This window comes from Achromobacter sp. (assembly GCF_036567245.1).
In the GTDB taxonomy this organism is placed as follows: Bacteria; Pseudomonadota; Gammaproteobacteria; order Burkholderiales; family Burkholderiaceae_B; genus Achromobacter.
In genome coordinates this window covers 1-6,946 of record NZ_DATCUY010000442.1, presented here as the reverse complement: position 1 = coordinate 6,946, position 6,946 = coordinate 1, and the positions used below count along the sequence as shown (strand labels likewise).

Annotated in this window: 9 protein-coding genes; 4 read left to right on the top strand and 5 right to left on the bottom strand. The window is 66.1% G+C overall.

What is annotated here, in order from left to right:
- The coding region (locus tag VIR09_RS19065; protein ID WP_332014287.1) for an RBBP9/YdeN family alpha/beta hydrolase at positions 1-351 on the top strand (351 nt) is incomplete at its 5' end.
- Positions 352-428: 77 nt separating this feature from the next.
- On the opposite strand, the gene VIR09_RS19060 is transcribed toward VIR09_RS19065, so the two are convergent.
- The 4 genes from VIR09_RS19060 to VIR09_RS19045 form a co-directional block, all read right to left on the bottom strand.
- Positions 429-929, bottom strand: a complete 501-nt coding sequence (locus VIR09_RS19060) for a Dps family protein (protein ID WP_207465082.1) — start codon at positions 927-929, stop codon at positions 429-431.
- Between the two features lie 151 nt (positions 930-1,080).
- Positions 1,081-2,031, bottom strand: coding sequence for a LysR substrate-binding domain-containing protein (locus tag VIR09_RS19055; protein ID WP_332014286.1), 951 nt, complete (start codon positions 2,029-2,031; stop codon positions 1,081-1,083).
- Between the two features lie 80 nt (positions 2,032-2,111).
- Positions 2,112-4,202, bottom strand: a complete 2,091-nt coding sequence (gene recG, locus VIR09_RS19050; protein WP_332014285.1) for an ATP-dependent DNA helicase RecG — start codon at positions 4,200-4,202, stop codon at positions 2,112-2,114.
- Positions 4,203-4,241: 39 nt separating this feature from the next.
- Entirely contained in the window at positions 4,242-4,628 is a 387-nt protein-coding gene (locus tag VIR09_RS19045; RefSeq protein ID WP_013393965.1) for a Rid family detoxifying hydrolase, read from the bottom strand.
- Positions 4,629-4,833: 205 nt separating this feature from the next.
- Between VIR09_RS19045 and VIR09_RS19040 the strand changes: the two genes are divergently transcribed.
- Positions 4,834-5,001: a YhfG family protein gene (locus VIR09_RS19040; protein ID WP_332014284.1), complete on the top strand. Its 168-nt coding sequence runs from the start codon at positions 4,834-4,836 to the stop codon at positions 4,999-5,001.
- A 2-nt stretch (positions 5,002-5,003) separates the two neighbouring features.
- The gene (locus VIR09_RS19035; protein WP_332014283.1) at positions 5,004-5,600 is read left to right on the top strand and encodes a putative adenosine monophosphate-protein transferase Fic; all 597 of its coding nucleotides are present in this window, start codon (positions 5,004-5,006) and stop codon (positions 5,598-5,600) included.
- Here VIR09_RS19035 and VIR09_RS19030 read toward each other — a convergent pair.
- Positions 5,597-6,511 (bottom strand): LysR family transcriptional regulator, encoded by a 915-nt coding sequence (locus VIR09_RS19030; RefSeq protein ID WP_332014282.1) that lies wholly within the window; start codon positions 6,509-6,511, stop codon positions 5,597-5,599. The two genes, VIR09_RS19035 and VIR09_RS19030, sit on opposite strands and share 4 nt — an antisense overlap.
- A gap of 97 nt (positions 6,512-6,608) precedes the next feature.
- Here VIR09_RS19030 and VIR09_RS19025 point away from each other — a divergent pair.
- Positions 6,609-6,946 (top strand): acyclic terpene utilization AtuA family protein (locus tag VIR09_RS19025; RefSeq protein WP_332014281.1); only part of this gene is annotated, 338 nt, incomplete at its 3' end.

Below are 6,946 nucleotides of genomic sequence, written 5' to 3'. Positions count from 1 at the left end.
GGCGCCCTGCTGGTGGCGCCGGCCGACGTGGAGCGCGCCAGCGCGCCCGCCTGCCTGCAAGACTTCGCGCCCATCCCGCGGCAGTCCTTGCCCTTCCAGAGCGTGGTGGTCGCGAGCGACAACGATCCCTATTGCCAGTTGGAGCGCGCCCGTGTCTTCGCGCGCGATTGGGGCAGCCGGCTGGTAATCGTGCCGGGCGCTGGCCACATCAATGCCGACAGCAGCCTGGGCGACTGGCCGCAAGGCTTGAAGCTGCTGGGCGCGCTGCGCCGGCGGGCGGTGTGGCGGGTGTCGCCGCCGCCCGAACGCATCGCACCCATACCGGCCCGGCCACTGTCGCATCAGGCCTGAACGCGGTCTGGCGAGCGCGCAAAAAAAAGCCGGAACCACCAGGCTCCGACTTCTTCATGCGGCGGCTGCCGCTGCGATCACTGCAGCAGGCTGCGGAGCATCCAGGCGTTCTTTTCGTGCACGTCCAGGCGCTGCGTCAGCAGGTCGGCCGTGGGCTGATCGTTGGCGGCATCGGCCTTCTCGAACGCGGCGCGCGCGGTCTTGGCGACGGATTCATTGGCGGTCACCAGCAGGCGCACCATCTCCAGGGCTTCGGGCACCGAATCCGGCTCGGCGATCGAGGACAGCTTGCCGAATTCGCGATAGGTGCCCGGCGCGTAGTGGCCCAGCGCGCGGATGCGCTCGGCGATGCTGTCCAGCGCGTTCCACTCTTCGGTGTACTGGGTCATGAACATCAGGTGCAGCGTGTTGAACATGGGCCCCGTGACGTTCCAGTGGAAGTTGTGCGTCATCAGGTACAGCGTGTACGAGTCGGCCAGCAGCTTGGACAGTTCGCCGGCGACGGCGGCGCGGTCCTTGTCCGAGATACCGATGTTGATGCGCGGAACGCTGGAGGTCTTCTTGGGGGACTTGGCCATTGCTAGCTCCTAGGAATGAATGTGCGAAACAAGGATAACACTGCAAATACGGCGAAATGCCGCAATATCCGCCGCTACGATCAATAAGTCCTGCGACCTTTTGACGCGGCGCAAGCCGCGCGGTCCGGGCCGCCGGGCCGCGGCCCTGAAATCAATCCTGCACTGCCGCGACCTCGTCGGTCAGCATCTTCACGCCCGGCAGCTCGCAGGCGTAGACCGCCTGCGCCAGCGCCTCGATGGCGGCCAGCCGCGGGAAGCTGCGACGCCAGGCCAGCACCACGCGGCGCTCCGGCACATGGCCGTCAAACGGCAGATAGCGCAGCAGGCTGTTGGACGGCGGCTGCTCCGGCACCGCCGTCACGGGCAGGACGGTCACGCCTATGCCGGCGGCGACCATGTGGCGGATGGTCTCGAGCGACGAGCCTTCGAAGGTGCGCTGGATGCCGTCGCTCGCGGCCGAAAAACGCGACAGTTCGGGGCAGACTTCCAGCACCTGGTCGCGGAAGCAGTGGCCGCTGCCCAGCAGCAGCATGGTCTGCTGCTTCAGGTCCTGTGCGTCGATGGATACACGCCGCGCCAGTTCGTGGTCATTGGGCACGGCCACGATGAAAGGCTCGTCGTAGAGGGGCTGCATGACCAGGCCGGCCTCGGGCAACGGCAAGGCCATGATGGCGCAGTCGATCTCGCCCTGGCGTAGCAACTCGACCAGGCGCACGGTGAAATTCTCTTGCAGCAGCAGCGGCATCTGCGGGGTGCGGCGGATCTGCACCGGCACCAGCCGCGGCAGCAGGTACGGGCCTATGGTGTGGATAACGCCGACGCGCAAGGGGCCTGCCAGCGGGTCGTGTCCCTGGCGCGCAATTTCCTTGATGCTGGCGCTTTCTTCCAGCACCTTCTGCGCTTGCGCCACGATGCGCTGGCCGATCGGGGTGACGCCGACCTCCGCGCCGCCGCGCTCGAACAGCGTCACGCCCAATTCGTCTTCCAGCTTGCGTATTGCTACCGAGAGCGTGGGCTGGCTGACGAAACAGGCCTCGGCCGCCCGGCCGAAATGCCGTTCGCGCGCGACGGCGACGATGTACTTGAGTTCGGTGAGAGTCATGGTGGACTACGCCCCCGGGGGTTATGCCCCAGCCTCTAGGCTGGCGCTTGGTAGATTAAGGTTCATGGCTGGCTGCATGGTCAGGTACGCAGGAAGTCCTCGCGCCCGCGCATCCAGCGCGCCAGATGCGCTTCGACCGCGGCCGGGTGTTCAGCACGCAACCAGACCGCGGCGTCGCGCGCGTCTTCGGCGATGGCCGCATCGGTTTCCAGGTCGGCGAAACGCAATAGCGCCATGCCCGACTGACGCGTGCCCAGGAATTCGCCCGGGCCGCGCTGTTCCAGGTCGCGGCGGGCGATTTCAAAGCCGTCCGAGGTTTCAAACATGGCCCGCAGGCGTTCCCGCGCCACTTGCGACAGCGGCGTCTGGTAGAGCAGCACGCACACCGATTCGGCGGTGCCGCGCCCTACCCGGCCGCGCAGCTGGTGCAGCTGGGCCAGGCCGAAGCGTTCTGCGTGCTCGATCACCATGAGCGAGGCGTTCGGCACGTCCACACCGACCTCGATGACGGTGGTGGCGACCAGCAGGTCCACCTCGCCATCACGAAAGGCCTGCATCACGGCGGCCTTCTCGGCTTGCGGCAGCCGGCCGTGCACCAGGCCGATGCGCAGATCCGGCAGGTCGACCCGCATGCCTTCGTAGGTATCCACGGCGGTCTGGAGTTCCAGGGCCTCGCTTTCCTCGACCAGCGGACAGACCCAGTAGGCCTGCTGCCCGCCGCGCGCGGCCTGCGCGATGTGGGCGATGACTTCCTCGCGCCGCGCGTCCGACACCAGCTTGGTGAGGACGGGGCTGCGCCCCGGCGGCAACTCATCGATGACGGAAACGTCCAGGTCGGCGAAGAAGGTCATGGCCAGCGTGCGCGGAATCGGCGTTGCGCTCATGTTGAGCTGATGCGGCACGTTGCGGCCGCGCACGGTTTCGCCCTTGCGCGTCAGCGCCAGGCGCTGCCCGACGCCGAAGCGGTGCTGCTCATCGACGATGGACAGGCCCAGACGGTGAAACTCGACGTTGTCCTGGATCAGCGCTTGCGTACCCACGATCAATTGCACACTGCCGTCCGCGGCAGCCGCCACCGCGGCGCGGCGCGCCTTGGCAGCGAGGCTGCCGCTCAGCCAGGCGACATTCACACCCAGCGGCTGCAGCCACGACACCAGTTTGCGGAAGTGCTGTTCCGCCAGGATTTCGGTGGGCGCCATCAGCGCGACCTGCGCGCCGCTGGCGATGGCCTGCGCTGCGGCAATAGCCGCCACCACGGTCTTGCCGCTGCCGACGTCGCCTTGCAGCAGGCGATGCATGGGATACGGCTTGGCCATGTCGGCGGATATTTCCTGAACCACGCGTTCCTGCGCGCCGGTCAGCTTGAACGGCAGCGCTTCGTACAGCCTGGCCACCAGGCTTCCGGCCTCGGTGCGCGCCGGCAGCGATTCGGCTTCCTTGATGCGACGGGCGGCGCGCGCGGCGGCCAGCGACAGCTGCTGCGCCAGGAGTTCGTCGAACTTGATGCGGCGCCAGGCCGGATGCACGCGGTCCAGCAAGGCCTGCTCGGACTCGCCCTGGGCCGGCGTGTGCAAGGCGCGGATGGCCGGCTCGAACGGAGGCAGGTCATAGCGTGCGCGCGCCTCGTCGGGCAAGGTGTCGGACAGGTCTGCACGGTCCAGCGCCTGCGCGATGGCGCGGCGCAAAGTCAGTTGGGGCAGCCCTTCGGTGCTGGGATAGACAGGCGTCAATGCGGTGGGCAGCGGCGCGTCGGCATTGGTCATGCGCGGGTGCACCATCTGGCGCCCGAACAGCCCGCCGCGGACTTCGCCGCGCGCACGCAGGCGCTTGCCCACGCTGACTTGCTTCTGCTGGCTGGGATAGAAATTCAGCCAGCGCAATTGCAGTTCGCCGCTGTCGTCCACCAGGGTGGCGGTCAGTTGCCGCCGGGGCCGGTAGAGAACCTCGGACTTGGTGATCTCGCCCTCCACCTGCCCGGCAAAACCGGGCCGCAGGGCGCTGATCGGGACGATGCGGGTTTCGTCTTCGTAGCGCAACGGCAGGTGCAGCACGAAGTCCTCGGGCAGCACCAAGCCCAGGTTACGGAGCTTGCGTTCCGTATCCGTCATCGCTTTGCCGGCGCCTTTGTTGTCGGCGCCGGATCGCTTGGAAGCCGCGGTTGCGGCCGGCATGGAGAAACGAACCTCGGGATTGAAAAGTCCGGGTGGGCTTTACAGGACCAGAATCGCTTCGACTTCGAACTGCGCGCCCTTGGGCAGGCTGGCCACGCCGATGGTGGAGCGCGCCGGGAACGGCTGGGGAATGATCTCGGCCATGATGGCGTTCGCGGCCGTGAACTTGCCCAGGTCGGTCAGGAACAACGTCAGCTTGACCACATTGTCCAGCGTGCCGCCAGCGGCCTTGATGACTTCCTGCATGTTCGCGAAAGCCTGACGCACCTGGGCATCGAAGTTCTCGGAAACCAGATCGCCAGTGCCCGGCTCCAGGCCGATCTGGCCAGAGAGGTAGACAGTCTTGGTGCCGCTTACGGCAACCGCTTGCGAGTAAGGGCCTACCGCGGCGGGCGCGGTGTCGGTATGGATGATTTGCTTGCTCATGGGCGGAATCCTTCGATAGACGGATAGAAGCTACAACTATCGAAGTGTATCGAGCAATAGACTTTTGCGAAAGTAGCTGAACGCCTTAGGGTGGGTGCAGGACGGAATATGGGCCGGTCCTGCAAGGCTGAATCAGCCAGGTTCCAGGCCTGGCTTCGTTATAATCACCAGACTATCCCGCAAGTTCTCAGATAAGGCGCTTTTCTTGAAAAACAGCACCCTGCAAGCCAAGTTGGACTACTGGGAAAAGGTGCGCCGTTTGAACTACGCGGCCAGCATGCGCCTGGAAGGCTACCCGCTCACGCCCGCCGACGCGAAGCGCGAACTTCCTTCGCGCGAGGCCGTGTTGCGCGCCTATCGCAAGCCTGCCTGACATTGGACAAGTACGGCACCGGACAGGATCCGTACTGCTATCCAGGCAGCTACACGCTGCGTAACCGGCTGGACATCCGGGACGATGCGCGGCTCGCGCAGGCTGAGCAGGATCTTTCCGAGATCGCCGTCAGCCAGCTCGAATTTTCCCTGCCTCCCTACGACCTTGCTTACCTGAAGCAGCTCCATCGCGCGCTGTTTCAGGATCTCTACGACTGGGCGGGTGAGCTGCGCACCATCGATATTTCAAAAAGCGGCACCCGCTTCTGCAACACAGCCAGAATCGAACCCGAGGCCAACAAGATCTTCGCGGCCCTGGCACAAGCCCACTGGTTCATCGACCTGCCGCGTGACGCCCTGATAGCCGCTGTTGCTGTCGCCTATGGCGACCTCAACATGATTCATCCCTTCCGAGAAGGAAACGGCCGCGCCCAACGCCTCCTGTTCGAGCACCTTATCCTCAATGCGGGCTACGAGATCGGTTGGTGGCCAGTGACGCAAATGGAATGGGTCGACGCCAACATCGCGGCCGTGATCTGCGACTATGCACCGCTGCAGGCCGTGTTCCAACGCTGCGTCGGCCAGCGGATAGACGGCTAGCGCGGCCCAGCCAAGCTCGGGCTGTCGATATCCCCCCGATGCTCCCGCAGCAGGTCATACAAGGCCTGCGCCGCGACTGACAGCGTGCGGCCCTTGCGCCGCACCAGATAGAGCGGCCGGGTCAAGGCCTTGCCGGCCAGCGGCACGATGCGCAGGTCGGCGCCGCCGAAATGGAACAGCGTCATCGCCGGCACCACCGAGATGCCCAGGCCGGCGCGCACCAGTCCGGTGGCGGTCGCCAGATGCTCCACCTCGAAAACCGGGGCTGGCGCGTCGGCGCCCAGGGCGGCATCCAGGTGCTTGCGCACGCTGCTGCCCCGGGCCAGCTGGATCATGGGATAGCGCAGGATGTCGCGCAGCCGGGCCTTGCCTGCGCCTGCCAGTGGATGGTCGGCGCGGCAGACCAGGAAATAGCGGTCCGCATGCAGGAACTCGCTGTCGAGATCGTTCATGTCCGGTCGCCGCGAAGCCACCGCGAAATCCACCTGCCCTGCCTGTACCAGATCCAGGCAAGGATCCAGCAGCGCATCGCGCAGGTCTACCGTGATGCCAGGATAGGACTCGCGAAAGCGTGCCAGCAGTCCCGGCAGCCAGCCCGCAGCGAGCGACGGCAAGGCCGCCAGCGCCACCCGGCCGCGGCGCCTGGCAGCGTGATCACGCAGGTCTTCCATGACCAGGTCCATGTCGGCCAGCAGCCTGCGCGCCGTCGCGTCCAGCACCAGGCCTTCCACCGTCAGCTCCACATGGCGCGTGTTGCGGTCGAACAGGCGCAAGCCCGCACTGTCCTCCAGCTGGCGGATCAAGGCGCTGAAGGCCGGCTGCGTCAGGTGGCAGCGTTGGGCCGCCCGGGTGAAGTGCTTTTCTTCGGCCAGGGCGACGAAGGCGCGCAATTGCCGGGCAGACAGATTCATGGCTTTTTTCTATGAATTGATCCGATATTTCTATTTTACTGATTAGCGGCGGATGCCTATAGTGGGCTCAGACACCTTGATCCAGCACCGCTTCCGTATGCCTCTCTCCCCCCTCTACATAGGCTGCGCCTCCGGATTTTCCGGCGACCGCAGCGACGGCGCCGCCGCCGTGGTGCGCACCTTGATCGCCCGAGGCGGCGGCGTGCTGATCTACGAAACGCTGGCCGAACGCACCTTGGCCCTGGCCCAGCTGGCGCGCAACGCGGACCCGGAGCGCGGCTACGAGCCCTTGCTGGACGAGCTGGTCGGCCCCGTGCTGGGCGACTGCCTGCGCCACGGCATCAACATCGTCGGCAACTTTGGCGCGGCGAATCCCGCCGCCGCGGCCAGGCGCATTGCCGCACTCGCCCGCCAGCAAGGCCTGCCCGCGCCCCG